The organism is Rhodococcus sp. IEGM 1318 (genome assembly GCF_033142465.1).
In the GTDB taxonomy this organism is placed as follows: domain Bacteria; phylum Actinomycetota; class Actinomycetes; order Mycobacteriales; family Mycobacteriaceae; genus Rhodococcus_F; species Rhodococcus_F qingshengii_B.
In genome coordinates this window covers 25,743-51,338 of sequence record NZ_JAWLSC010000005.1, presented here as the reverse complement: position 1 = coordinate 51,338, position 25,596 = coordinate 25,743, and the positions used below count along the sequence as shown (strand labels likewise).

The following is a 25,596-nucleotide window of genomic DNA, read 5'->3' as shown; positions in this document are numbered from 1 at the left end:
CTAATGGGGAATCGATGAGTGAATCAGGTCACGTTCTTCCGGAGTGCGGCGTCGCGCGCTTCTTGCTGGTCCTGGACGGACCGTGGGCAACGCTGATCGTTCGTGAGCTCACGCACGGCCCCATGCGCTTCACGGAACTACGACGCGCTTTGCCCGGCATCAGTCCAAGGACGCTGTCGGCCAGGCTCAAACGTTTCGAGGAGTTCGATCTGGTGACCCGGACTGCCTACGCCGAGGTGCCGCCGCGAGTGGAGTACGAACTCACCGCGACGGGGATGGAACTGCGCTACGTGCTCGAAGCGATGGTCGAGTGGGCGGATCTGGCTCTCCCCGTTTCCTGATCTGCCGTCAGTGCGGGCCCGAAAGTCCCACCCGTAGAGCGCCGCAGGCCTCGAACATCGCGTCTTGTCCGGTGTGGCCGACGCCGGTGGTGTTGACGAAGGCATGGATCAATCCAGTGTGACGCCTCAGTGCAACGGGAACCCCGGCCTCTCGCAGCCGGTTCGCGTATTCCTCACCCTCGTCGCGTAGTGGGTCGAAACCGGCGACGGCAACGTACGCGGGCGGCAGGCCGGCCAGGTCCGGAGTGAGTAGCGGTGACACTCGCGGGTCGAGGGCCGAAGCGCCGCCCGACAGGTAATGGGCCGCATACCAATCGAGTTGGGCGTCGGTGAGAAAGAAGTCGGTGCCGAACATCTTGTGCGAAGGACGCTTCGACGAAAGGTCCACCCAGGGAAAGAAGAGCAGTTGGAATACGGGTTTGACGTCGTCTTCGGTAGTGGACTGCGCGACGACGGCAGCCAGGTTTCCGCCGGCGCTGTCTCCGCCCACTGCAATGGATTTCGGATCGGCACCCAGTTCTGCGGCATGTTCGACGCAGTACCGGAATGCGGCCACGGCGTCGTCGACCCCGGCGGGGAAGGGGAACTCCGGTGCTAGCCGGTAGTCCACCGACAACACACTGACCTCGCCGTGGCGGGCCAGGAAGCGGCACACACTGTCGCCGCTCTCGAGGCTGCCGAGTACGAACCCGCCGCCGTGGAAGTACACCAAAAGTGGAGCGGGCGTCGAGACCCCGGCCGGGCGATACAGCCGCGCGGAAATCGCGTGGTCCGCGGCCGGGATCTCGAGGTCGCGAACCGTTTCGATGTCGATGGGATTGCCGCCGAACAGCCGCGATTCGGCGTCGATCTGAGCTCGTCCCTCTTCGACTGGAAGATGTTCGAAGCTCGTACCTTCGACCGCCGAGAGCAATCGCAGTGCAAGCTGGATCTCGGGGTGCAGAGTCTGTCCGTCGATAGTCTTCGGCTTGCCACCGAGAATGCGCTGCGCGCTGGTCGGTAAGGCGCCAACAACATCGAGAACCACCCGCGCGACACGATCTTGGACAGACATCTTCTGCGTGGACATACTTGCCTTCCGTCGGCCGATCACCCGTCGCTTGTACGTTACGAAACAACCGGACCAATATCCAGGAACCTCGGCGCTCGCGATCAGCCTGCCGGCGTCACCGTGACCGTGACGGGATCCGTGTCGTCCGCGGTTTCCACTGTAAGAAGACGGCTTTGGGGGTTCCAGTTCACGATGTCGGCGCCGGCGACGTCGACGCCGCCAGGGAAGCCGCTCTCGGGTAGATAGATCTCGGTCGGTGCCGTCACCGCGGGGTCCGGGGTGAACGTCAGCTGAAGGCGGTCAACGGTCGAGGACCATTCGGTGGGTGTGCCCGCGACGGCACGCGGATACGGCTTGTTCAGGGTGTCGACGAGGAGTGTCTGCGTTCCGTCCGGCAGGTACGGGCCCCAAGGCCCGGGATCACTGGACCAGTAGGAGACACCCGCGCCGAGTTCTCGGGCGGTCGTGTAGACGCGGTCGATGTAGTCGGTTGCGCCGGGCAGTGTTGTGTCGAGCCCGAATTCGCCGAGAATGATCGGGACGCCGCCGAGTACGTTTCCGGCGATGTGTTCGACGCTGTCGCGCCAGGTGTCGATGGTCGCGTCGGTGAGGGTGCGTGAGAGGCCCGAGTATCCGTCACCGAGGTCGAGGGGCAGTGGGTACAGGTGTGGGCAGTAGGCGATTCGCTGTTCGCCGGCTCGTGGATCGTTGATCTTGGTGAGTCCGCTGGGGACACCTTGGTTGACGCCGACTGCCTGCGGGGCTACACATACCCAGCTGTCCTGATCAACTTCCCTGATGGCGTTGGTGGTTCGCTGATACAGGGCAGCGAGGGGCCCACCTTCGAATGCGGGGCCTTGGAGGGAACCGCCCCACGGCTCGTTCATCAGGTCGTAGGCCACGACGGTGTCGTTGCCTGCGAAGCGTTCGGCCACCGCCTGCCAGGCGTTCGCGTAGTGCTCGACCAGTTCGGGGTGTTGGCCGGTGGTGTTCCAGAAGTTGTCGAATGCGCGCATCACCCCGGGTTGGATGTAGTACAGCTCCCACCGGTCTTGAGGGCTGACGGGAAGGCCGTCCATGTAGGTCGCCCAGGCCGGCGCGCCGTTGCCGATGTTGCCGGCGCCGTTGCCGCTGTTGCCTTCTGGTGTGATCGCGCCGGAGTAGACGTCCTGATGCATGTCGAGCATGACCTTGTATCCGCGCTCGGCGTACCAGCTGACCCGGTCCTCGACGCGGTCGAGGTACTCCTGGTCGTACTGTCCTGGTTCTGGTTCGACCGAACGCCAGGAGATCAGGAAACGCACGAAATTCGTTCCCATGTCGCCGTGTTCTCGTTCGAGGTCGGCTTCGGTGAACTTCGGCATGCCGTCGGGTGCGCTTTTTGCGCTCGACGCCGTGTTGAACCCTCGTAGGATCAAGGAGCGGCCGGCGTCGTCGGTCAGGTACGACGGTGACATCGAAGTGCCACCGTCGCTCCCCGACGTGGGCAGGCTGCCCTGAGCCGCGGCAATTCCGCCGCCCAGTATCAGTGAGCCCGCGACTATCAGTGCTGAGAGCGGGATACGGCGCACGGAAACTCCTACTGGATGTGTGGATGGATTGACTTGTCCGACTATGGATTCAGATCTGGACTTGAATACTCGGTGTCGATTCACGTCGGTTGGCTTACGCTGGTCCGCCCGTTTTCGATGTGTCCGACGAGCACGCGCCTGAATTCAGGATCTTCGTCGACCGTCACGGTGGCCTGATACCAGCCGTCCGCCGAACGCACGGTCCACTGGCCGCGTGCGCCCGCTCCGAGTCTGCGTCGGTCCCCGTCGACGTCGACGGAGAGTGCGCGACTTCCGGAATTTATTGCGGTCAGTAGAAGCGTGCGCGCCCCTGCGTCGATAGTTGTCGAGACGTCGAGCGACGCTGCCGCACTGTCTGTAGCTCCGCTGAACTCTCGTCTGAAACCGTTGGGACCCAACAGGGTCAGGCTGTAGACGCGATCACTGAGCGCGACGGTGTCGTCGACTTCGCCGATGACGTCGTAATGCCGTGGCTCCTCGAACTCACCTGCGTACGGGTACAAGGCCAGGTGCGTTGATGCGGCACCGGCATTGACCAGATGGACCGTCAACGAGCCGGCGCCAGGGTCCACGCTCGTGTGAGCGTCGGGCTGATAGGGAAGTGCCCGTGCGGGTCGGGTGCCGTTCTCCTGCAGGGGCATTCGCTGTTCGGTGGGCGGGGTTGGCGTCCACCGCGGTTCCAGGGGCGGAGTGGGTTGCGGGCGCACCAAAGTTGGTCGGCTACGCGGGTTGGCAAAGTCGAACGCCGACGTCAGGTCGCCACTCACCGTGCGTCGCCACGGTTCGATTTCCGGTTGCATGATTCCGAACCGCTTCTCCAGGAATTGCGTGACGGACGTGTGGTCGAACACCTGGGAACAAACGAAACCGCCAACAGTCCACGGCGAGATGATCGTCATCGGCACCCGCGGGCCGAGACCGAGCGGCTGATTGCCGACCCATTCGGTTTCGACCGAGCGCGGCGGTCGAGGCGGGGGTACATGATCGAAGTACCCGTCGTTCTCGTCGAAGTTGACGATCACGGCCGTCTTCGCCCACAGATCGGGATCGGAGGCGATGGCGTCGAGCACTTGATAGAGCAGTGTTGCGCTCGCCGCGGGTGACGATCCCGATGGGTGCTCCGAATCCACTTCGGACGGAACGAGATAACTCACTTGCGGCAGTCGGCCCGACTCGACGTCCTTCCTGAACTCGGCGGCCAGTGTGCCGGGTCGGGATCGGTACAGTGCGCGATCGTAGAGTTGGCGATCAGCAGGCGACAGTTGGTCTGCGGCATTCTCGAGAGCCAGTACCGCTGCGTCCTGGACCGGCGCCGGCATCGACGGCAGGGCGAGATAGAACCCGGCCAAGGTCTGCAGTTCGTAGGGGAGCAGGCTTGGCCGGCCAAGCAACCCTGCCGCCACTTTCTTGAAGGCAGTGAAGTATTCGAGGTTGTTGTCTCCGAAGTTGTCCCACTCTTGGTAGGTCTTCCAGGAAATGCCGGCCGACTGCAACCGCTCGGGAACCGTCGTCCATCCGTAGCCGGCGTGCCAGGGGTTGTAGGCTGCATTGGTTACAGCTCTTCCCTCGGGGCCGGGCGGATCCGAGGGCAGGACCGACTCGGTTGGATTAGGCGAAAGTGGCTCGTATCCGGTGTATCCAGAGACCCAATAGTTCCGGTTGGGGCTCGTCGACGTCGGAACGGAGCAGTGGTAGGCGTCGCAGATCGTGAACGAGTCCGCCAGTTCGTAATGAAAGGGAATGTCTTGCCGGTCGTAGTACGCCATCGTCGTACCGGTCTTTGCCGCAATCCAACCGTCGTGCCAGCCGTCGGCGAGTGCGGCATGTCCGCCCGCCCAGCTGTGATCCAGCCCGGTGACGTTCTGGGTGTCCATGTGTTGTGCCGCAGCGGAGTCGCGGATGGGGAAGGGGAGTACAGGACCGGTAGGCCCGGGTTGTTCGAAGACGCTGTGGCCGCTGCGTAGACGCAACGCATTCGGATCACCGAAGCCACGAACACCCCTCAGCGCACCGTAGTAGTGGTCGAAAGATCGGTTCTCCTGCATGACGAGGACTACATGCTCGATCGAATCGAGCCCGCCGGAGTTTGCGGGTGTCGCCAGTGCACGTTGAAGCGACGGCGGCAGAAGGGAAGTGGCGGCGACTGCAGTTGCACCGACCCCGGCAGTGAGAAACGACCGTCGAGAAAGGGAATTCCTGGACACTTGTGCTCCATCGATAGATCAATCAGTTCTATGACTACGGCCGCGACATGCTGTTGCCGCTGCTCCGAATCGGTGCAGCGGCAACAGTGTCGAGAAGTACGATCAGGAACCGAAGAGACCGCTCAGTGAACCGAGGCTGCCCGAGCCGCCGTTCCCGCCATCGTCAGGCGCAGCAGAAACCTTGACGACGGATTCGTCCGACGCGGACTGTGTGAATCCACTACGACCCGCGAATGACGCCTTGATCCGATGATCGCCCGTCGAGGCGAAAGTATGAGTCAGTCGCGCCACACCATCGACTCCGACGACAACGGGCTGTCCGATGGGTTGGTCACCGTCGAAGAACTGAACCGAGCCCCCGCCTGGATTGGGGCTGACTGTCGCGGAAAGTTCTGTCGCGACATTCTGCTTGGCCGTCGCGGGAGCTGCCAGCGAGGTCGAGGTGGTGACATCGGACGGCGCGGGGTCAGACACGGTGACCGTTTGGGCCGATGCCATCGACGGCATGAATCCTGTTGCGCCGGAGTAGTAGGCCGACACTGCATGAGATCCAGCCGAGGCGAACGCATGTTCCAGAGTGGCTTTGCCGTCAGCGCCCACCGGGATCGGGGCACCGATATCTGCAGCGCCGTCCTTGAACTGGAGAGTCCCACCGGTGGGTGTCGGCGTGACCTGCGCCCTCAGCGACACCGATACGCCTGTCTTTGCATCGGTAGGTACGTTCACGGCAGTGTCGGTCTGCTTGACGACAGGTGCGGCAGTCACCGTCACCATCGCCTCGGTCGAGTTGGAACTCTGGAACCCGTTGACGCCCTGGAACGTTGCGGAGACCCGCGCGGTTCCGGCGGTGAAGAAGGTATGCGGTAGCCGGGCAGTGCCGTCGGCACCGGGCGTGACAGGTGTACCGACGTCAGCGCCGTCCACCCTGAACTGCACGTTTCCGTTGACCGGAGCCGGATCCACCTTTGCGACAAGCTCGGTCGGTGTGCTGGCTTGGATCGAGCCGGGCATCTGGATTGTGGTGGTTGTCGGTTGGCTGACGTAGATGGTGGTCAGGGCCTGCCCACCGGCGTTGAGGCCGGAGTTCCTGTTGTCCCGCGGGGAGCAGTTGTAGCGCTCCCAGTAGTTGACCGTGAAGACATCCTTTTCGCGCTGGACGAATGTGAGCGCATTTCGGTCGTCGTCGTAGTTGGCGGAGCCGGGATCGGAAACTCGTAGCGAAGGCTTGATCTCGCTACCGGCCGCACCGGCTTTGACTGTGACGTCGACTGCGGGGAGTCGGAACTTGGTGTTGGCACCGACGATGATGCCGTCACTCGATCGAACTGCGGAGGACGGACCGTTTCCGGTGGTCCGATTCGATCCGGAGATACGTAGGTGCGTACCGGATGCAGATGGATTACCGCCGTCGTCGATCTGTGTGACTGTTGGAGTGGCACTGTCGGATCCGAGGCCGTACGCACTGTCCGCCACAAGCTGGGAACTCACGAATTCGACGCCCGACGGGATGTCGAAGTCGTACTTGATCCGGGCCCAATGCACGACTCCACGGCTGGCATGGCCTCCGCCGTTTGCCTTCATCTCGTTCGGCTGCACGCGGTAGGTGATGGTCTCACCTGGTGCCGCGGTGGTCGGCGCGGTGATGGTGACCCCCGAGCCGAGCGTCTCGTTGAACGTGATCGGGCTTGCCGCACCGTCCATCTCGCGCACATGGCATGCAGTTGTGAAGGCCACGCTCTTGGTCTCGGGGGCAGCAGAGGCGATCCCGCCGCCGACCATGGCGAACAAGCCACCGGCCAGTACCGAGACGGTAGCAATCGCAGAGCCGCGTAGGAGTTTCGAGTTCATCGATGAATTCTGGTTTCTGTTCACAGTTCTCACGACCCGAATCCAGGGGTGCCAAGGCTGCCGAGGCTACCGGTCCCAGGCTCGGGCTCGGACGGTTCGACGACGTTGATCGTCACGGCGCCGGACATCGATTCCATGAAGCCGGCAGATCCCGTGTAGTACGCCGTGATGTTGTGGTCGCCTGCTGTTGTCATCGTGCGGTTGGCCTTCGCGACGCCGTTGACAACGGCCACTGGAGCGCCGAGGTCTACCCCTCCGTCACGGAACTGCACTGTTCCTCCCGACGGCCAAGGAGTGACCGTTGCCGTCAGCTCCACGGAGTCGCCGACGACAGCTTTACCGGGTGCGTCGATTCGCGTCTGTGTCTGGGCGAGGCTGGAGTCGACATTGATCACCGCGAGTGGCTGGCCGCCTGCGTTCAATCCGGCCGAACGATTGTCGCGTGGTGAGCAATTGGTGGTCAGCCAGTATTTGACGCCACCGAGCAGGGTCTCCTGTTGCAGGAAGGTCAGGTAGTTGGCGGCACTGTCGTAGGAACCGGAGTTGGTGTCGGAAACGCGCAGCATGGGCTTGATCTGGGTTCCCACAGCCCCTGACGTGACAGTGACGTCGACTGCCGGGAGCTGGAACGTCTTTCCTCCACCGACCTCGATTCCGCCGCCGCCGTTGTCGTCGGTGTTGGGTCCGTTGCCCGCGGTGATGTTGTTGCCGGAGATACGAAGATGCGTCCCATTCGGATCGGGTGAACCGGCATCGTTCACCCGCGTGATCGTCGGGGCGACCCCACCCAGATTCGAGCTGGTGCCGGCCACGATCTGCGCCCCCACGTAGGAGGTACCTGCAGGGATGTCGAAATCGAACTTGAGACGCGTCCAGTTCACGACGGACCTGAGGTCGTAGCCGTCATTAGGGACCGTCATCGGCTTGGGAGCGAGTCGGTAGGTAAAGGTCGAGTTCGGCGGAACCACGGCCGGCGCACTGATCGTGACGCCGGAATCACGCGTCTCGTTGTGTGTGATCGGACCGGGGAACTGCCACCCGTGACACGATGCCGTGAACGGAAGGTTCACATCAGCGGCGGATGAAACTCCCGCTCCGCCGACGACCAGGGCAACGCATCCGGTCAAGGACGCGGCCACCCCTACTCCTCGGCGCATCAACGTCGACACCATTCACATTCTCCTTGAGTAGCGCTCGACAAGATCGAGCTCTCGGCTTGAAGCCGGGTCCGGGAACCGGCCTCGAGCTGACAGAGAAGCGAATACGTCTTCGTCGTTTGCTCGCCACCAGCTCAAACCCTGGAGAGGAGTAGAACACAGAGCGAGCCGCAAAATATGTGATTCGGACAAATTATTGGACAAACGTCCAACCGGTGAAATTTCTCCACTTCTCTGACCGCTCTGCACTGCTTTAACGTGGCGTGAAGTGGGCCCGGTAAACGGTCAGGCGATCGCGCGGCGCATCAGTTCTGCCGTCTCCTTGTTGAATGCGACCAGTGTGACCGTCTCGACCTCGGTCTTCGCCGCGCGAATCGCTGAAACGGCCTGTTGGACCGCATCTTCCTTCGGCCAGCCGTAGACCCCTGCCGAGATCAACGGAAAGGCGACGGTTCGTGCGCCGATCGAGTCGGCAACGGCGAGACTGCGGGTGTACGCCGACCGTAGCAATCCGGATCGGTCCTCGGAGCGCGAATACCTCGGGCCGACGGTGTGAATCAAGGCCTCGGCGTGGAGCTTTCCCGCGGTGGTGGCCACGGCCGCGCCCACCGGGAGGCCGTCGGGACGGCTGGTGTTGCGCAATACCTCGCAACCCTTCAAGATCTCCGGTCCTCCGGCTCGGTGGATCGCGCCGTCGACACCGCTACCGCCGAGGAGCCTGGAGTTGGCCGCATTGACGATGGCGTCGACGGTCAGCGTCGTGATGTCACCTTCGGCGACTGTAATAGTGGGCATTGATCCTCCTGCGTGTCCACCTGGCGCGTAGCCGACGGCTGTGTTTCCGACGGCTGTGTTTCCGACGGCTGTGTTCCAGAGTTCACGCTTCGGACGAGCCCACGGCATAGCCGAGCGTACGTCGTAGGGGTCACGCCCGATCACCATCGAGTATCACGGTTCTGGTCGTCGGTTCCGCCGCGAGCAGTCTTGATCGCCAGGCGAACCAGATCGGAGGAACGGTATCCCGGCCAGCCGTGCATGATTCGGCGCCAGCGCGCGGGAACCGCCGACGCTCCCCAACGGGCGCCGAGCAACCCGCCTGCGATAGCCGCGGTCGTGTCGGTGTCCCCGCCGGCGCTTACGGCCGCTTCCAATGCGTGCTGAAGGTGGCGAGCATCGGAATTATCCGTGGAGGTGATTGCCCACCAGGCAGTCTGAAGTGCATGCACCACCCAGCCGTTCTTGGAGAAGTCCTGCGGGTTCCCGGTTTCGGCCTGATCGAGCAGCGGGCCCCAGTATTCGGCGACCTCCTGATCGGCAACGGAGAGGAAGTCGCGAACCCCCTCGAAGTTGCCGGCGACAACGGCATGGCGGATGGCGTGGGTCCACAATTCGCAGGCCTGCCCGGCGCGCGGGTCGTCATGCGTGAGTGAACTGATCCGGTGCGCTGCCGACCTGGCACCTTCTGCATCGTCCAAGTAAGAGAGGGCGACGGGAGCAGTCCGCATGAGCGAGCCGTTGCCTGCCTTGTGGCCGCTGATCGCCCGCGCACGATCCGCCATCGCTGCTGCGCTTTCGGAGCGGGCAGACAACACTGCTCGCGTCTGGTTGCCGATGTCCGCGGGCTTTGAGTCGTACCACCGGATGAACTGTGCTGCAATGGCATCGAGACCGCCGGAGCTTCCGATATCGATTCCGGTCGCGGCCACCTCAGCGATCGCAACTGCCATCGAGGTGTCGTCGGTCCATTCTCCAGGAGCCCAGTTGAACGGGCCGCCACCGATCATGTCGATGGTGACCTCGGAGTTCGGATAGGTGAATTCGTAGCCGGCGCCGAGTGCGTCTCCTGCTGCGGCGCCGAGCAGAACGCCGGCCGCTCGATCGGACTGCTGTGCGGTGAGTTTCATAGCCACCTTTTCACGTTCGCGGAGATCGTTTGATCAACTTTGCGCTAACAATAGATCATGTTTGAGATAACATGCAAGGGTGAATAAATGGACAGACACGAGCGGCAAGGGATTGACGGACTATCCGCGCCCGTCTGTGGCAGTGGACGTCGCGGTGCTGACGTACAGCGGTGGATCTCTGAAAGTTCTGGTCGTTCGGCACCGCCTCGGTGCGCTGGCGCTACCGGGAACATTTCTGCACGAACGCGAATTGCTCACGGCCGCAGCCGATCGTGCCCTGTCGGTCAAGGCCGAGTTGGCCCAGACGAGCTTCCATCAGTTGGCGATCTTCGACCGACCGGACCGCGACGACCGCGGTTGGGTTCTGTCGGTCGCGCATACCGCGGGCCTACCGGAATCGGAACTGCCCGATTCGGCGCTTCTCGTCGATGTGTACGACGACGAGGCAGTGAGCGGACTCGGGTTCGATCACGCCGACATGGTGCGACTCGCGGTCACGGACCTACGCACGAGGTATGCGTCGTACGTCGATCCGGACGGATTGTCGGGCGGGACGTTCACCGTCGCCGAACTTCGGAGACTGTACGAGGTGATCTTCGATCGTCCGTTCCAGAAGGACAGCTTCCGCCGGCAGGTGTTCGACGCGCTCGAAAGTACCGGCGAGATGAGCAGACCAGGTAACGGCCGACCCGCCGAGACGTACCGGAGGCGGGGTGACGGCGCACTGACTGCGCAGGCAATGGCATTTTTGACCGGATGAAGTGAAACGAATTCTTGCAGTTCTGCTGACCTGACGCGCTGAGCTGGGTAATGTCCGATTGATGGGTGCAGTTTCGAATGAAGCCGAGTCCAAGATTCCGACTGTCGTGTGGGGTACCGGCAACGTCGGGCGTGCATCGATTCGCGCTGTGACAGCCAATCCGGCCCTCGAACTTGTCGGCGTCATCGTTGCGAACCCCGAGAAGGTCGGGCGAGACGCCGGTGACCTCGCCGATCTGGGAGTGCACCTGGGCGTCGCGGCTACCGACGACGCCGATGCCGTGCTCGCAGCGTCTCCCGGCGCGGTGGTCTACGCGGCGTCCGGCGACATTCGGCCCGACGACGCGGTTGCCGACATCACGCGGGCACTGGCCGCCGGAGCTGTGGTGGTCACGCCGTCCGTATATGCGCTGTACGACCCGAAATCTGCGCCTCCCGAACTTCGTGATCCCGTCGAAGCTGCTGCCAAGGCGGGCGGCGGCGCTCTGTTCGTCTCCGGTATCGACCCAGGCTGGGGCAACGATATCCTGCCGATTCTCGTCAGCGGGCTCGCGGGGACAATCGACCAGATCCGGTGTCAGGAAATCTTCGACTACACGACCTACGAACAGCCGGATTCTGTCCGCTACCTGATCGGGATGGGTCAGCCGATGGACTACGAACCTCCCATGGTCGCGCCGACCGTACCCACCATGGTCTGGGGCGGGCAGATTCGGCTCATCGCGCGGGCACTCGGGGTGGAACTCGACGAGATCCGCGAGACCTTGCTGCGCCGCCCGCTCGAGGAAACCGTGTCGACCGAACATATGGGGGAGTTCGCGGCCGGAACCCAAGGCGCACTGCGATTCGAGGTTCAGGGAATCGTCGGCGGGGAACCCCTGATCGTGATCGAACACGTCACGCGTATTCATCCGTCCTGTGCCCGCGACTGGCCGCTCCCGCCAGACGGAGGCGACGGCGCGCACAAGGTGATCGTCGAAGGACGACCACGAATCGAGATCAACGTCGAAGCCACCGATGAAGGTGGAAACCGCGCGGCCGGTGGAAATGCCACGGCCGTAGGACGTCTCGTCAACGCAATTCCGTGGCTACGTCAGGCTGAACCCGGTCTCTACGACGCGCTGGACGTTCCGCTCGCACCCGGCGTCGGCAAGCTCGGTGCCCGAAACTCGGAGGTACTCACATGAATATCGACATACCCGAAGGCAAGAATCCGATCGGCTACGTGTGGGGAGAGATGGTCCCCGGCATCGGACCCGCGGCCGCCGGATTCTCCCAAAAGGTCTACACAGACGGCACTCTCGGACTCCGCGAGTTCGAGGCGGCCAGGCTTCGGATCGCTCAGATCAACGGGTGCATCTTCTGTCAGGACTGGCGCACCGAGCGTGACGGCGAGACTGTGGAGTCGACGTTCGATCAGTCTGTCACCGACTGGCGCACCACCGATGCCTTCGACGACAGGACGCGTCTCGCTGCCGAATACGCCGAGAGATACGCCCTCGACCACCACGGGCTCGACGACGAGTTCTGGGAACGTATGACAGCTCACTACTCCCAGCGAGAAATCGTCGAGTTGAGCATGTGCCTCGGATCGTGGTTGGCCTTCGGCCGGCTCAACCACGTGCTCGGTCTCGATACTCAATGTGTGTTGCCCGGCAACTGAACCTAGTTGCCCAGCGTCGTCAGATCCGGGTAGTTCGAGACCTCCCAGCCGCCGTCGACGACCAGGCTGGTTCCGGTGATGTACGAGGCGTCGTCGCTGGCGAGATAGAGGCAGGGGCCCGCGATCTCGTCGGGAGTTGCCGCTCGGGACATGGGAATTCGGCTGAGAAACATGTCGCGGGCGGGTTCGTAGTTCATGACCGGCGCGACCAGTGGCGTGTCGACCAGGCCGGGGAGAACGGCATTGACCCGGATCCCCGACGCAGCGAGTTCGATCGCGGCATTCTTGCTGAACATCTCGACCCCGGCTTTGCCTGTCGCGTACGCGCTCCCGTAGGGGCTCGGCACGTGCGCGTTCAATGAGGACACGTTGACTATCGCACCACCGCGACCGTGCTCTCGGATATGCCGCGCTTCATGTTTGGTGCAGAGGAAGACGCCCTTCTGCACCAGGTCGATGGTGAAGTCCCAGTCGGCCTCGTCGAGGTCGACGATCTGCCCCACCCTCGACGCCCCGGCAACGTTGAAAGCCAGATCGATACCGCCGAATTCCGCAGCCGCAGCGGCAATAGCCTCGGCAACATCGGATTCCTTGGTGACGTCGGCGGGAACGGCGAGGAAAGACGCGCCGTGCTTGGAGGCTATCTCCTTCAAACCCTCTGCATCGATGTCGATTCCGGCTACCTGTGCGCCTTCGCCGATAAGTCGTAGTGCGATGGCTGCACCGATACCCGATGCTGCGCCGGTGACAACCGCGGTTTTGCCGGCAAATCTGGACGTGTTAATGGGCACCTGCTTTCAAGAACTTTCCGGTTCGGCGGTTGCCGAGAACGGGTGCTGCTTCTCCGTCGCCGAAGACGTACTCGCCGCCGACGAACACTGCGGTGACGGTCTGATCGTTGCGATTGACCATGCGGGAGAGGTTGTCGTACTCCACGACCGGACTTTCGGCGTACGCCTCGAGTGAATCGTCGAGATGGGCGGGATCGATCACAACCAGGTCGGCGCGGTCACCTAATCGAAGGTGCCCGGCGTCGACGTCGTACCACTCGGCGAGTTCGCCGGTGAGGCGATGCACCGCTGCCTCGACGGTCATGAAGGGACGGCCGACCTTTTGGGCATCGTAGACACGTCGTAGTAGTCGTAAGCCGAAGTTGTAGAACGCCATGTTGCGCAAATGCGCTCCGGCGTCGGAGAACCCGAGTTGGACGCCGTTGTCCTGGGCGAACTTGTCCAGAATCTCCGGCCGGTGGTTCGAGATGGTTGTGCGCCAACGCACTTCCGTGCCGTGTTCGAGGACCAGATCCAGGAAGGCATCGACAGGGTGGAGGCCGCCTCGTTCGACGCCGACCTGCCCGAAGCTCTTGCCGACCAGGGATTCGTCCGGGCAGGATACGATTTCGGCGTCGAAGAAATCCCGATGCCAAACTTTGACACCGAACTTTTGGTCGTAGTCCTTGCGGAACTGTCGCCGGTACTCCTCACTCTGCATCAGAACGTTGCGTTCCATCTCGTCGGTCAGATGCAGTGCTGCAGCGCCGGATCCGAACTCCTCGAAGACAACCAGGTCGATGCCGTCGGCATATACCTCGAAAGGAACCGGTAGGTGCTGCCAGCGCAGGTCGCCGCCGAGTCGATTGACCAGGTGCGCCAGCGGGCCGAGGATTACCACGGCCAACTTGTTGGACTTGATATCAGCCGCCGAGAGCATGCTCGTCTTGAGTCGCTTACGCCAGATACCCGCACTGGAGAACGCCATCGCTCCGGTACCCATCGGGTTGGAGAGGTCAGGTCCGGCCTGAAATACCCGTCCTCGGCGGCGCAGGATCGCATTGAGTCGGCGTCGTTCTTTCGTGGTTGCATACGTCGACGGCAGCGTGCGTGAGCGGCAGGTCTCACCGTCGAGTTTGTCGAACAACAATTGCTGACTGGACATCCCGACGAATCCTGCGTCGAGAGCTTCGGTCAACTGTGCTTCCATCGACGCGAGTTCGGTGTCGGTGGGGTGCACGTCCTTCCTGGTAGCACGATCCAGTCCCATCTCGGCGGCTCGCATGTCGGAGTGTCCGATGAAGGCTGCAACGTTGGGACCTAGCGGAAGCGCCTCGAGTGCAGCAACATAGTCTCTCGCGGAGTTCCAGGTCTTGGCCCGCGTGAGTGCTTCGACGACGTGCTTGCGTGGGATAGCTTCGACGCGGCCGAAAAGGTCGCCTGCGTCCGACGGGCTGGCGTGAATGGTGGACAGGGAACACGATCCGACAAAGATCGACGTGACCCCGTGTCTGAGAGATTCGCTCAGCGCCGGGCCTTCGAGGATCTCGACGTCGTAGTGAGTGTGGATGTCCACGATGCCCGGGATCACCCACTTGCGCCGCGCGTCGATGACACGGGGACAGTCGGTTTCGTCGAGTGAATCGAGGGAGATGGCAGTGACCAGCCCGCCTCGGATACCCAGATTGCGGACAGCTGGGTTCGCCCCGGTGCCGTCGAACCACAGACCGTTGTTGATCACGGCGTCATAGGTCATGAGATAGCCACCTTTGCGCGTATCGTCTTCCCGGTTGCATTGCGAGGCAGAGGAGTTGTGCTCAGTCTCCACTTGACTGGCACCTTGAAGTACGCCAGTCTTTCGGCGACATAGTCGCGTAGTTCTTCTTCGGTCGCTGCTCCCTCGCTGCGAAGAACGACAACGGCCGCCACTTCTTGGCCGAGGTCTGCCGAATCAATCCCGATCACAGCGCATTCGAGTACCGAGGGATGCTCGTCGATAGTCTGCTCGATCTCGAGGGGGTAGACGTTCTCGCCGCCGCGCAGGATCAGATCGGACCGGCGGCCGGTCAGGCGGAGTCGGCCGTCTTCGAGAACTCCGAAGTCGCCGGTTCGGAGCCATCGGTCGGGACCGATGGCGGCAGCAGTCGCAGTCTCGTCGTTCCAGTATCCCGACATCACATACGGGCTGCGAGCGCAGATTTCGCCCTCCTCGCCGTCGGGAACCGCAACACCGAATGGATCACGGACCTCCACACTCACACCGATGATGGGCCGTCCGAGAGTTCCGGGGAACGCGGCGAGTTCTGGTGGCGTGGCAACCGAAATGCCGGTGGAAGATTCGGTGAGCCCGTAGCTGTCGACCAAGGTGTGCTGCGCAAAAGGCAGTCGTGCGCGCAGGCGGTCCTGCAAGGCCGGAGATGACGGCGCAGACGCGAGTGCAAAGGCGCTCAGTGAGGTCAGGTCGTACTTCTCGAGACTGCCATGTTCGAGGAGACGGGTTGCCATAGTGGGGACCACCGCCCAGTTGGTGACCTTCTCGCGTTCGACGAGGGAAAGGACTTCGTCGACGTCGAAGGCGCCCTGCTGGATGACCACGGCTCCGCCCGTCGCGAGTCGTGGGATCGCCAGGTTATGCAGGCTTGCAATGTGAAACAGCGGTGCGGTCAGCAGATACCGCAAGTCGCTTGGTCTGCCATCGCTGGGTTTGCCGGTGAACGCCGCGGCGAGGCGATCACTGTAGCGGTGGTAGTCGATGACGGCCAACACGTTTCGATGAGTGTGAACAGCTCCCTTGGGGCGGCCGCTGGTTCCGCTCGTGTAAAGAATGACGGCCGGGTCGTCCTCGTCGACGGACGTGCGGGGCAGTGCCGAACCCGAATACTTCTCCATCAGAGCCGGTAGATCTTCTTCCATCGTGAGCACGGGAACACCGGTGTTCACTTCGGAAAGAACTTGTGCGCGTTTCGCGTCGGCGATCACCACGGTGGGCGTGGTGTGATCGGTGCCGTACTGCACCTCACGGGCCACCCACCACGAGTTGAACCCGACGGCGATGGCGCCAAGCGACTGAGCCGCCCAGAAGGTCATCACCCATTCCGGCGTATTGGCGGCGAGGATCCCCACCCGATCGCCCTTGCGAACGCCGTACCGCTCACGCAGCGCGGTGGCCAATGCTGCTACGGCCTCGCCGTGCTCGAGGTAGCTGAAGCGTCGTTCCTTGGTCACCAGGTAGTCGCGTGATCCGTAATCGAAGGATGCGGCGAGCACGTCGCCGAGTGCCTTGTCACGGTTCTTCATGACGGGCATCGAGCTGCCGAGTACATCCTCGACTTGCATCTCGAAAGGACCACCGGGGCCGGTCAGCCCAGCCATGACCGACGCGATGAATGCTTGTGTATCAGCGGAAGTAGTCACGTGAAGTGCCTTTCGAAGATTAGGGTACGAGCACTGCGCGTCCGGTGACCTTGCCGTGTTCGAGACGGTCGAGTGCGTCTCGGGCATCAGCGAGGTCGAAGCGGGCTACTTCTACGGTTACCAGACCGGCCTGTGCCAGGGCGATGGAATCGACGAGGTCGTTTCTGGTGCCGCCATAGGACTTCCGGATCGATGCGCCCCACGGCCAGCCTGGCCCGCCGGCCGCTTCGGCGGTGATTCCGGGGTTTCCGCCTCCGAGACCTACCATGCGATACGCGCCGTTCGGCGCAACCGCTTGAACCGACATCTGAGCCGTTGCATCGACACCGACGAAGTCGAAGATGACTTCTGCGCCTCTGGCCGACGTGAGGTCGAGGATGTGCTGCGCGGTGTCCGGTCCCGATTCGAGCGTGATGTCGGCGCCGCAACGTTTGGCGAGATCGAGTTGATCCTGTCCGACGTCGACGGCAATGATGCGCACGGCACTGATTGCCCGAAGTATCTGTACTGCAACGTGACCGAGTCCGCCGACGCCGATCACGACGGCGGTGGCACCGGGCTGGAGATGTTCGCGTGCGCCGCGAATGGCGTGGTAGCTCGTCAGTGCTGCATCGGCGAGTGGTGCGGCCTGCAGGAAGTCGAGGTCTCCGATGGGTACGAATGAGCGAGCCGGGATCTTGACGTACTCGGCCATCCCGCCTTCGGGACCGAGCCCGGGGCAGGGCGGCATCGCGGTGCGTCCGGCGGCGAGGCACATGTTCTCGTTGCCGCTCATGCATTCTCGGCACTGTCCGCACGACCAACAGAGGTAGACGACACCGCGTTCCCCGACGGACCGACCGTCCACGCCGGCCCCGACGGCTTCGATGGTGCCGGCGATCTCGTGGCCGATGGTCAGCGGTTCTTCGCGCATCTTGTACGGAAAGTGCAGGAGGTGCAGATCGGAGTGGCAGATTCCCGCGGCGCCAACCCGAATCAGTAGTTCGGACGGACCGATCTCCGGGACCGGCACATCGTTGATTTCCAGGAGTCCGGGCCCCATGAGCTGAGCTGCCTTCATGAACTGACCTCGCTGACCTCGGAGTTGTATGCGGCGCTCAGGTAGGAGTTGCTGCGGTCGGATCCGATCAGCCCCGGCGCCATCTTGTTCATGACGTAGGCGAAAGTCATCCGACGGTCCAGATCGTTGACCAGCATCGAGCCGCCGATACCGGCCCACCAGCAAGCGCGTCCACCTGGAACCAGGGGTGCGGTATCCGGGTGCGGCAGTCCGTATCCGATGCCGAACTTGAGCGGAGTCATGATCCCGAGGTCGATACCGTCGGCTTGGATCTCGAAGATCAGGTCGATGGTGCTCTGCGAGAGCAGCTTCTGGCCGTCGAGCACACCACCGTTCGAGATCACGGATTGGACCCGAGCGATAGAACGTGCGTTGCCGTGGCCGTTGACTGCGCCGATCTCGGCCTCCCTCCAGGGCGCGGTGTTGACCTCTGGGTAGTCGAGCAGTGGGCAGGTCAGGGTCTTGATGAAGATGCTGTCCTGGTCGAGCGTGGACAGGTCGAACTCCAACGCGGGCGGCGGAACCATGGTGGCTATTCGACCGAAATGCTCTGTGGACGTACCGATGTGGAAGTCGGCGCCCAGTGGACCGGCAAGCTCTTCGGCAAAGAACCTGCCGAGGGTCCGACCGTCGATGCGACGAATGACTTCACCGACGAGATGGCCGTAGTTGATCGCGTGATAGCCCGACGCCGTACCTGGGGTCCACCAAGGCTTCTGGGTAGCGAGGCGAGCGGTGGACGTCTCGAGGTCGTAGATGTCCTTCAGTTCGATCGGGCGCTCCCAACCGGAGACGCCAGACGTATGCGATAGGAGGTGGCGAACTTCGATGTCCTCCTTGCCGTTTACCGCAAATTCGGGCCAGTAGTGAGCAACCTTCTGGTACACGTCCAGTTGGCCGCGTTCGACCAGCAGGAGCGCACACAGAGCCGTCATGGTCTTGGTGATGGAGAAGGTGTTGACGATAGTGTCCGGACCCCAAGGAGTGGTGCGGGATTCGTCGGTGTACCCGCCCCAGATGTCTACTACGGCTTCTCCGTCGACGGTGATGGCGATGGAGCCGCCGAGTTCTTCGCCGGATTCGAGATGAGCCTCGAAGGCGGTGCGGACGGCGTCGAACTCGTTGTTGCAGTGACCGTTCACCGTGCTCATGCGCGATCCGCCTTCTCGAGTTCGTGTGCTGCTGCACGGGCCGCAACAGGTAGCTTGTTTCCGGAGGCCGCTGCACGCTTGGTGCCCTTGGCGATTTCCTTGTTCATGTTGCGGACGTAGGGATCGAACTCGAGCTGAATCGTGTGGCGCGGTGACTTGTAATAGGGGGCGAGGAAGTACGCCTCGTCGGCCTTGGTGATCTCCTGCATCTCACTGGCGGACGGCAGTTGGTATTTGCCGGTGAGGTAGGCCGCGACGAGCTTGCTCTGCTGCTCAGCGAAGTTGACGAGCGTCGGCATGGGCTGCGCCAGTCCCATGAAGAAGAGGTTGTCGATTCCGGGCTTCATCATTCGTTTGAAGAGTGGGAATCGGTTGTCTTTGTCCGGCAGAAGATTCGGATCGCTGAAGAAGGGGAAGCTGATGTTGTAGCCGGTGGCGCAGATGACCACGTCGACGTCCGAGACAGTGCCGTCGGCGAAGTGAACCTGCTTTCCGTCGAGTTTGGTGATGGCAGGCTTGAAGGTTATGTCGCCCGACCCGGCGCGTCCCAGGAACTCGCCGCTGGCCGACGGGTGGGCCTCGAACGGACGGTGGTCTGGCTTGGGTAGTCCGTAGCCCTCCATGGTTCCCAGGTTCTTGCCGAGGAATCGACGACTCAGGAACAGGCGCAGACCGCGGGGCATCCAGGGCGGGGTGATCAGTTTGTCTCCCGGCACGCCGCCCAGATACTTCGGGAGTACCCAGACTCCGCGGCGCGCTGAGACGATGAGCTTCTCGGCGAGGTATCTCTGCCCCAGTTCGGAAGCAATGTCCAAGCCGGAGTTCCCCATTCCGACCACGACTACCTTCTTTCCGCGCATGTCGATCGGATCGAACGGGTCGTTGTAGCTGTGGCTGTGCATCAGCACGCCGTCGAACTCACCCGGGTAGTCGGGGATGTTGGGATCCCAGTGATGTCCGTTGCAGACCATCAGGACGTCGTAGGTGCGAACTTCGCCGTCAGAGCGCGTGATGGTCCACAGTCCGTCTGCATCACGTTCTGCTGCAACAACACTGGTGTTGAAGATGATCGACTCACGCAGGCCGAAGTGCTCGACGTAGTCCTTGAAGTACTGGAAGAGTTCGGAGTGGTGAGGGAAGTCGGGAAGGTCAGCGGAGACCGGGAAGTCCTCGAATGCCAAGCGCCACTTCGATGTGTCGATGTGCAGGCTCTGGTAGCAGGCTGACATCCCGTTGGGATTCTTGTAGTACCAGTTTCCGCCGACCTCGTCGGACGCTTCGTAGCAGTCGAAGGGTATTCCGAATTCCTTCATTCGCTTGGCCGTCGTGATTCCGGTGGGCCCGGCGCCGATGATGCACACGCTCGGCAAGGGGGAGGGGCTCATTCGCCATCGCTTTCTGTTCTGTCTCGGGCGTGCGAGAAAAAGAATCGATGCCCGAGAAGTGACTTGAGTCATAGTGCGCCATTCGCTGACGATGTGTCAATGAATGACGCAATGTTTTTCGATGACGGTAAGTCGGTGATTTGCCAGAAGGTCGAAATGCGAGCAAGGTGGGCGACGTGAGCACGACTACCGATGGCCCGAAGAACAGGCGGGGAACCCTTCGCGACGAGCAGAAACGCGCGACGCGGGCCAAACTCGTGGACGCCGCACGCACCCTGTTCGAAGAGCGGGGATATGCGGCAGTCACGGTCGACGACATCGCCTCGGTCGTCGGATGCAGTAGAGCCACGTTCTACGTGCATTTCGCCAGCAAGGTGGAGATGCTCAAGACGATTGGCGCGGCCGGGATGGCGGCGAGTGCGTTCGCTTTCTACATCGATCTCGATCGAGTCCTCGACACGAACTCTCGCGTGGAATTCACCGCATGGCTGGAACGTGCCTTCGACTGGTTCGACGAAAACAAGCGCCTGCTGCCGGCCTGGGACGAGGCCGTGGCACTCGAACCGGAGTTCCGCGAGACAGCGCGAGACGGTATGACCGAACTACCGAACGCCATGCCCAAATATCTGGGCCGGTGGCCGGTGGAACAGCACGACGAGGCGAGGTTGCGCGTCGAACTGCTCGTGAGTCAGCTGGAGCGATTCTTCACACGCTGGGCCGTGCAGGGGACGATCGATGTGACGCGGGTTCAGGCGGCCGAGGTTCTGACAGATATCTGGTTCCCGGCTCTGTCGCCGGAATCGAAGGGCGTCGCCGAGCGGTAGGTGTGAATCCGACGGAGGTTCACGGGTCGATGAGTCCTTCGGTCGTGCCTCGCCACCCGCGGCGCTGGTAATCCCGCGGCGACATGCCGTGGGCAGCGATGAAGACCTTGGTGAAGCCGGAGGCGTGCGCGTAGCCGAGTCGGCGGGCAGTCTCTCCGGCCGAGAGACCCTCCTCGAGATGGGCACGCGCGAGGGTCATGCGTAACTGGGCTCGCCAGCGTGGGTAGCTCTGGCCGGTGGCCGCAGTGAAGTCTTTCTGGAGCAAGTTCTCGTCGACGCCGAGTCGAGCGCTCCACTCCGACAGCGTGCGGGAATCGGTGGGGTCGGCCCGTAGTGCGGCAAGGATCGTCTCGACTGGATCGCTCTGACGGCTGCCGTGTGGACGAGCCGCTGCAGAGCTGCGGACCAGCCTCGAGATTCGCGCCGGGTCGTGGATCTCGGGGCGTAGGTGAGTGTAATTCGCGACCACCGTGTGCAACAGATACGTCTCCGCTTCGCGAGCGAAGTGCAGCACACGTGGCGGCGGTGCGGCGACCGGAGAGGCGCCCGGCTGGGACCCGAGGGGAAGTAGCAGAGAGCCTTCCGCGATCTCGACACTGTTGCGCACCCCCGCTGGAAGCCACATTGCGTCGCCCCGCCTCAGATTCCACGTTCGGTCGCCGAAAGTAACCCGGGCGGAGCCTCGATAGATCCAGACGACGACGTGAAAGTCGTTGACCCTAGCCCATGTTCCGCTTGCGGGGATCGTCGGCGGTATCGGTGCCGAGCCTGGCGGGGCGCCTTCCTCGGACAACAGTGCGACGCTCTGTGCCAACGTTTCGTTCTCCTGGATCGGCGCCGAACCTCGGTGTGCACGTGCGTAGGCGCTGGGTGTCATGCCGGTGTGTTCACGGAAGGCGCGGGTGAATCCCGCGGGAGTTGCGAATCCGACCTGCGTACCCGTCCAACCGATTTCACGGCCGGTGTCCAGGTAAGCGGTTGCTGCCGCGATCCGGGCCGAGGTGCGCCAGCGCACGAACGGCAACCCCGTCTCCTCGGTGAATCGGCGCTGCAGGGTGCGGACACCGATCTTGAGTTGCCGGGCGAACTGGGAAAGTTCCGTGTCATCGGCTGGGGTCCGTAGAAGCGTGCGAGCGATCTCGAGGGCTTCGGCCGAGCGAGGCAAACTCGGCGGGGAGTGCGGCACCGAAGCGCTGACCTCATTGGCGTGGGCTCCCGCGACAAGCTCGATCAGTCCGGCTCCCGCTGCCGTCTCGCCCCGAAGAAATCCCAAGTTGTGCGCGAATTGGTGGACGAGCCAGTCCTGCCAGTCTGCTGGGATCTCGAAGTCGATGACCCGGTTCAACGCGGGCGGCAGGTCGGCCGCGGGCAGTGGGATGGGAAATGCGACCGCGCCCGGATCGACCCGGATGCTGTACGCGATTCCCGCCGGTACCCAGATTGCCGCCCCCGCAGTCACACTGCGGGTACGGCCGCCGATCTGCAGTTCTGCGCGCCCGGTATGTACCCAGAATAGCAGTGGCTCGCGTTCATTCGCGATCGAGGCGAGCCGAGCCGCGGGGATCTCGGGGACTTCGCCTGCGGGGAACACCAACCGTGGTCCCACGATGCCCTCCCGACGTCGATGCATTCTCTTCCAGCCGACCGATGAGTGTAAGAAGTCGGCACGCACGGATAACCATAACTGATTAGGGCAGGCTAGCTTTATTTATTGGCCCTCCCGCCGTGATCGAACGTGGGCCGGACCCCCGTCTGTGCGCTTCCGAGGAGACTTTCCGTGCCCCGAAACACCCGTCCGACAAGGGCGTACCCCGTTACCTTGCGCGAACTCGAGGTACATCGGGTGACAGAGGTGACGCCGGGCATGCGGAGAGTGACGCTCACCGGAGCCCAACTCGACACCTTCACCAACGCCGACGGAATTGCCGAACCCGCCTTCGCGAGTACGGGCTTCGACGACGACATCCGGTTGCTGTTCACCTACCCCGGCGAATCCGACCCGGTGCTGCCGGTAATGGTCGACGGCAGTGTGACTTTCGCTGCGGGGCGCCGTCCGCTTGCCCGCGCATACACCGTGCGCCGCTACGATCCGCGAACAAGGGAACTCGACGTCGATTTCGTCGTTCACGGCGAGGGAGTGGCTACCACCTGGGCGCGGGACGCCAGTCCGGGCGACCGAATGCACATCGCGGGCCCCTCTGTATCGCAGGGACTCCCGGAAGATTACGAGTATCTGCTGGCCGTCGGTGACGAGACCGCGTTGCCGGCGATCGCACGTCTTCTCGAGGAATTGCCCGCCGATGCCAGGGGGCATGTGTTCGTCGAAATTGCGGACTCGGCTCACATCCAATCGGTGCGCGAGTTGTCCGGGGTGAGTGTCACTTGGTTGCCACGCGAGGGGGCCGAGTCCGGCGCTACTACTTTGTTGCTCGACGCGGTCAGTGCTGTCGAATGGCCTGACGGGCGCGTATTCGGCTGGCTTGCAGGCGAACAGGCGACGGTTCGCTCGCTTCGTCGTCATTTGATTCGTGATCGAGGAATTGCGAGGACGGACATCGATTTCACCGGCTACTGGAAACGAGGCGGGGCCGTGCGTGCAGATTCCTGACCTGGCTCCATCGCTCACCCAACACCTTCACCTCAGCAACACCGAAAGTGTTCGATAACACCGAAAGGCAGAAATGACAGTCCTGCGCACCAGACGATCACGGATCACCGGACTGATCGGGGCCGCGCTCGCCGCAGCGCTACTCGTGACCGGGTGCTCGGCCTCGGCCGAAGACTCGAAAACGGCATCCCCTCCCGGTTCGGAGGGGAACGCCCTTCCGGCTGCGGAAGGAACGACTACCTACCCGCTGACCCTGGAATCGCCATACGGTACAAGTATTCTCGAGAAGCGACCGGAGCGGATCGCCGCCATCGTGCCCAACGCCGTCGACACGGAAATGCTCCTCGCGCTCGGCGTCAAACCCGTCCTCTCCTCGTCGATGGTGAAGGAATCGGCTTCCCAGTCGTACTTGTTGCCTTACGACGCAGAGAATCTCGATACCTTCGAGTTCGCGATGGGTGGAACACTTCCCGTCGAAGCGATCGCCGCGAGCGAACCGGACCTCATCGTCGCCGTCGGCTGGGCTGACGGCCTGGGTGGTTTGTCCCTGGGCGATTACTACGAGCATTTGTCCTCCATCGCACCGGTTGTGACGAGCCCCGACACGAAGTCGCGGATGCTCGTGCCGTGGAAGGAGTCGATCCGCGTACTCGGCGAGACGCTCGACCTCTCGAAGGCGGCCGAAAAGATCGTGGCCGACCATGACCAGTATTTTGCGAACGTGCGCCAGGAGAACCCGCAACTCGCGGGTCTGACTGCAACCTGGGCGATCTTCTACGGCACCGGCAATGGGCTGCAGTATCTTTCGGCGCTCGGTTCGGCTCCGGCAACATTCTTGGGTGAGCTCGGTTTCGCCGAGAACCCGCACGCAAAAGAGTTCGTCACCCAGAGTACTGTCGGCGAGGAACTTCTCGAGAACATCGATGCGGACTTCCTCCTGATCGGCCGCAGTGCCGCCGGCAGCGAGGAGGATTTCGACAAGCTGACCGGCGGGAAGCTTTTCCAAGCGCTGGGAGCTGTGTCCTCCGGTCATTGGGTTGGCCTGCCTCCTCGCACCGCCGACGGCGGGGATGTTCTGTGGGCGATCACGAGTGGTGGTCCGATCGGAACAATATGGGCGGCTGAACATATCGTGCCGCTCATCAGCGCGAAGCTGTAGACACACAACTGCAGAACGGAAAGCACTCACCCGTCGCCACAGGATTGTGTGGCGGCGGGTCGTTCGTGTCGCAGTGATAACACGGGGTCGACGCTGGACCTGATCGTCGAGGGCTTCGTTCACTCCGGGGTGAAATACTTCACAATTCGGACAGGTGTGCGCGATCCGACCGGTCGGTCGCCTAAGGTTCGCTGGTCGAGTTTGCGAGTTTTAGGAGAGTCAGTGAAGAAAAAGTTAGTCGGGGCACTGTTGTGTGCCACAGCATCTGCCGGTTTGATCTTTGTGGGTGGCGGTGTCGCAAACGCAGGTACGTATATTCCGGCCGGTACCGATGGCACCTACCGAGTTGGCAGTGGCGAGGGCCAGATGCTGCCTGGTCTCTGGAGTACCTCCGGCGGCCGGTCTTGTTACTGGGAACGGACAGGTTATGGCCGGGACATCATCGACAACAACTTCGGCGGTGGGCCGGAAACAGTAGAAATCATGTGGGGCGACACTAGCTTCACTTCGAATCGATGTGGGGCTTGGGAACGTCACGCTCCCGTTCCCAATCCCATCCCCGGGCTTCCGCCCATCGAGGCCGTTGACTACCGAAACATGATGTCGGCGCTGATTCCTCTAGGCATTGGGTCGGCCGCCGTCGGCTCATCAATGCTCCCAGCGCTGGTCCTCACAGGAAGCTGATCTGAAGAACCGTTCGCTTTACGGGGCAAAGGCTTTCGCTGAG

21 protein-coding genes are annotated in these 25,596 nt (G+C 62.6%); 7 read left to right on the top strand and 14 right to left on the bottom strand.

What is annotated here, in order from left to right; all coding sequences use genetic code 11:
- The first annotated feature begins 14 nt into the window (after positions 1-14).
- Positions 15-341 (top strand): helix-turn-helix domain-containing protein, encoded by a 327-nt coding sequence (locus tag R4P65_RS13405; protein ID WP_317826862.1) that lies wholly within the window; start codon positions 15-17, stop codon positions 339-341.
- A gap of 7 nt (positions 342-348) precedes the next feature.
- Here R4P65_RS13405 and R4P65_RS13400 read toward each other — a convergent pair whose 3' ends face one another.
- The 7 genes from R4P65_RS13400 to R4P65_RS13370 all read right to left on the bottom strand — a co-directional run bounded on the left by R4P65_RS13400 (position 349) and on the right by R4P65_RS13370 (position 10,076).
- On the bottom strand, positions 349-1,410 hold the full coding sequence (locus R4P65_RS13400) for an alpha/beta hydrolase (protein ID WP_317826861.1): 1,062 nt from the start codon (positions 1,408-1,410) through the stop codon (positions 349-351).
- Between the two features lie 83 nt (positions 1,411-1,493).
- On the bottom strand, positions 1,494-2,963 hold the full coding sequence (locus tag R4P65_RS13395) for a cellulase family glycosylhydrolase (RefSeq protein WP_317826860.1): 1,470 nt from the start codon (positions 2,961-2,963) through the stop codon (positions 1,494-1,496).
- 80 nt (positions 2,964-3,043) lie between these two features.
- The gene (locus R4P65_RS13390) at positions 3,044-5,167 is read right to left on the bottom strand and encodes a phosphocholine-specific phospholipase C (RefSeq protein ID WP_317826859.1); all 2,124 of its coding nucleotides are present in this window, start codon (positions 5,165-5,167) and stop codon (positions 3,044-3,046) included.
- Positions 5,168-5,269: 102 nt separating this feature from the next.
- The gene (locus R4P65_RS13385) at positions 5,270-7,015 is read right to left on the bottom strand and encodes an Ig-like domain-containing protein (RefSeq protein WP_317826858.1); all 1,746 of its coding nucleotides are present in this window, start codon (positions 7,013-7,015) and stop codon (positions 5,270-5,272) included.
- A 29-nt stretch (positions 7,016-7,044) separates the two neighbouring features.
- The gene (locus tag R4P65_RS13380) at positions 7,045-8,187 is read right to left on the bottom strand and encodes an Ig-like domain-containing protein (protein ID WP_317826857.1); all 1,143 of its coding nucleotides are present in this window, start codon (positions 8,185-8,187) and stop codon (positions 7,045-7,047) included.
- Positions 8,188-8,457: 270 nt separating this feature from the next.
- A complete protein-coding gene (locus R4P65_RS13375; protein ID WP_317826856.1) occupies positions 8,458-8,967 on the bottom strand; it encodes an O-acetyl-ADP-ribose deacetylase in 510 nt (169 codons plus the stop codon).
- A gap of 140 nt (positions 8,968-9,107) precedes the next feature.
- Positions 9,108-10,076 (bottom strand): ADP-ribosylglycohydrolase family protein, encoded by a 969-nt coding sequence (locus R4P65_RS13370; protein WP_317826855.1) that lies wholly within the window; start codon positions 10,074-10,076, stop codon positions 9,108-9,110.
- A gap of 79 nt (positions 10,077-10,155) precedes the next feature.
- On the opposite strand from R4P65_RS13370, the gene R4P65_RS13365 reads away from it, so the two are divergent.
- The 3 genes from R4P65_RS13365 to R4P65_RS13355 all read left to right on the top strand — a co-directional run bounded on the left by R4P65_RS13365 (position 10,156) and on the right by R4P65_RS13355 (position 12,498).
- Positions 10,156-10,836: an NrtR DNA-binding winged helix domain-containing protein gene (locus R4P65_RS13365; RefSeq protein WP_317826854.1), complete on the top strand. Its 681-nt coding sequence runs from the start codon at positions 10,156-10,158 to the stop codon at positions 10,834-10,836.
- Positions 10,837-10,897: 61 nt separating this feature from the next.
- On the top strand, positions 10,898-12,022 hold the full coding sequence (locus tag R4P65_RS13360; RefSeq protein WP_317826853.1) for a dihydrodipicolinate reductase: 1,125 nt from the start codon (positions 10,898-10,900) through the stop codon (positions 12,020-12,022).
- Positions 12,019-12,498, top strand: a complete 480-nt coding sequence (locus tag R4P65_RS13355) for a carboxymuconolactone decarboxylase family protein (RefSeq protein WP_003943220.1) — start codon at positions 12,019-12,021, stop codon at positions 12,496-12,498. Before R4P65_RS13360 ends, R4P65_RS13355 begins: the two co-directional genes overlap by 4 nt.
- Before the next feature lie 2 nt (positions 12,499-12,500).
- On the opposite strand, the gene R4P65_RS13350 is transcribed toward R4P65_RS13355, so the two are convergent.
- The 6 genes from R4P65_RS13350 to R4P65_RS13325 are packed head-to-tail and all read right to left on the bottom strand — an operon-like array spanning position 12,501 to position 20,278.
- Positions 12,501-13,289, bottom strand: coding sequence for an SDR family NAD(P)-dependent oxidoreductase (locus tag R4P65_RS13350; RefSeq protein ID WP_317826852.1), 789 nt, complete (start codon positions 13,287-13,289; stop codon positions 12,501-12,503).
- Complete coding sequence (locus R4P65_RS13345) at positions 13,279-15,024, bottom strand: amidohydrolase family protein (RefSeq protein ID WP_317826851.1); 1,746 nt, start codon at positions 15,022-15,024, stop codon at positions 13,279-13,281. The genes R4P65_RS13350 and R4P65_RS13345 overlap by 11 nt, the downstream gene beginning before the upstream one ends.
- Entirely contained in the window at positions 15,021-16,682 is a 1,662-nt protein-coding gene (locus R4P65_RS13340) for a class I adenylate-forming enzyme family protein (protein WP_317826850.1), read from the bottom strand. Before R4P65_RS13340 ends, R4P65_RS13345 begins: the two co-directional genes overlap by 4 nt.
- Positions 16,683-16,701: 19 nt before the next feature.
- A complete protein-coding gene (locus R4P65_RS13335; RefSeq protein WP_317826849.1) occupies positions 16,702-17,742 on the bottom strand; it encodes an NAD(P)-dependent alcohol dehydrogenase in 1,041 nt (346 codons plus the stop codon).
- A complete protein-coding gene (locus tag R4P65_RS13330) occupies positions 17,739-18,893 on the bottom strand; it encodes a serine hydrolase domain-containing protein (protein WP_317826848.1) in 1,155 nt (384 codons plus the stop codon). Before R4P65_RS13330 ends, R4P65_RS13335 begins: the two co-directional genes overlap by 4 nt.
- Positions 18,890-20,278 carry a flavin-containing monooxygenase gene (locus tag R4P65_RS13325; RefSeq protein WP_317826847.1) on the bottom strand — a complete coding sequence of 463 codons (1,389 nt, stop codon included), beginning with the start codon at positions 20,276-20,278 and terminating at the stop codon, positions 18,890-18,892. Before R4P65_RS13325 ends, R4P65_RS13330 begins: the two co-directional genes overlap by 4 nt.
- A gap of 167 nt (positions 20,279-20,445) precedes the next feature.
- On the opposite strand from R4P65_RS13325, the gene R4P65_RS13320 reads away from it, so the two are divergent.
- Positions 20,446-21,102, top strand: a complete 657-nt coding sequence (locus R4P65_RS13320; RefSeq protein ID WP_230815938.1) for a TetR/AcrR family transcriptional regulator — start codon at positions 20,446-20,448, stop codon at positions 21,100-21,102.
- A gap of 19 nt (positions 21,103-21,121) precedes the next feature.
- On the opposite strand, the gene R4P65_RS13315 is transcribed toward R4P65_RS13320, so the two are convergent.
- The gene (locus R4P65_RS13315) at positions 21,122-22,708 is read right to left on the bottom strand and encodes a helix-turn-helix domain-containing protein (RefSeq protein ID WP_317826846.1); all 1,587 of its coding nucleotides are present in this window, start codon (positions 22,706-22,708) and stop codon (positions 21,122-21,124) included.
- A 171-nt stretch (positions 22,709-22,879) separates the two neighbouring features.
- Between R4P65_RS13315 and R4P65_RS13310 the strand changes: the two genes are divergently transcribed.
- Both R4P65_RS13310 and R4P65_RS13305 read left to right on the top strand, forming a co-directional pair.
- Positions 22,880-23,710, top strand: coding sequence for a siderophore-interacting protein (locus tag R4P65_RS13310; RefSeq protein WP_317826845.1), 831 nt, complete (start codon positions 22,880-22,882; stop codon positions 23,708-23,710).
- A gap of 73 nt (positions 23,711-23,783) precedes the next feature.
- Positions 23,784-24,869: an ABC transporter substrate-binding protein gene (locus R4P65_RS13305; RefSeq protein WP_317826844.1), complete on the top strand. Its 1,086-nt coding sequence runs from the start codon at positions 23,784-23,786 to the stop codon at positions 24,867-24,869.
- Positions 24,870-25,596 lie beyond the last annotated feature (727 nt).